The following is a 464-nucleotide window of genomic DNA, read 5'->3' on the forward strand; positions in this document are numbered from 1 at the left end:
GTCCTGGCCCATGCGCGTGATGACGGTACTGGTCAGGATCCCGACGGGGACGTCCAGGCCGTCCAGTTCGGGCAGTGGCATCACGAGCAGGAAATAGCCGCGGGGGATATCTGCGGCCCAGCCCAGGCGCCATTCGACCGTGCCGGCGCCGTTGGGCAGGAACATGTTCTCCCAGCCCCGTGGCGTACGGAACTGGTGCAGGTGCAGCCAGGATGTCTTCTCTACGGCCAGATGGGACTTCTCGCGCTGCCACAGTTCGGTGCGGTTGACCGCACGGCCCGCACCCTCAGGGTCGGTGATGCCGTCCAGTTCGATCTGGTCCAGCGGCGTAAAGGCGACGTCGACCGGGCTGCATATCTGCCAGCCCAGCTCCTGGCCCATGACCCACGGAGCACAGTGCTCGGGCCGGCGTTCCGCACGCACGAAGCGGAAGTTGTCCTTGTACAGGGCGGCGTCGTCCCGGC

The 464-nt window shown here is 66.8% G+C and carries 1 pseudogene; it reads right to left on the bottom strand.

Annotation, left to right across the window (positions count from 1 at the left end):
- Positions 1-464 (bottom strand): annotated as a pseudogene (locus TN53_RS42300) (hypothetical protein); the annotation flags it as partial.

The organism is Streptomyces sp. WM6386, assembly GCF_000972385.1.
In the GTDB taxonomy this organism is placed as follows: domain Bacteria; phylum Actinomycetota; class Actinomycetes; order Streptomycetales; family Streptomycetaceae; genus Streptomyces.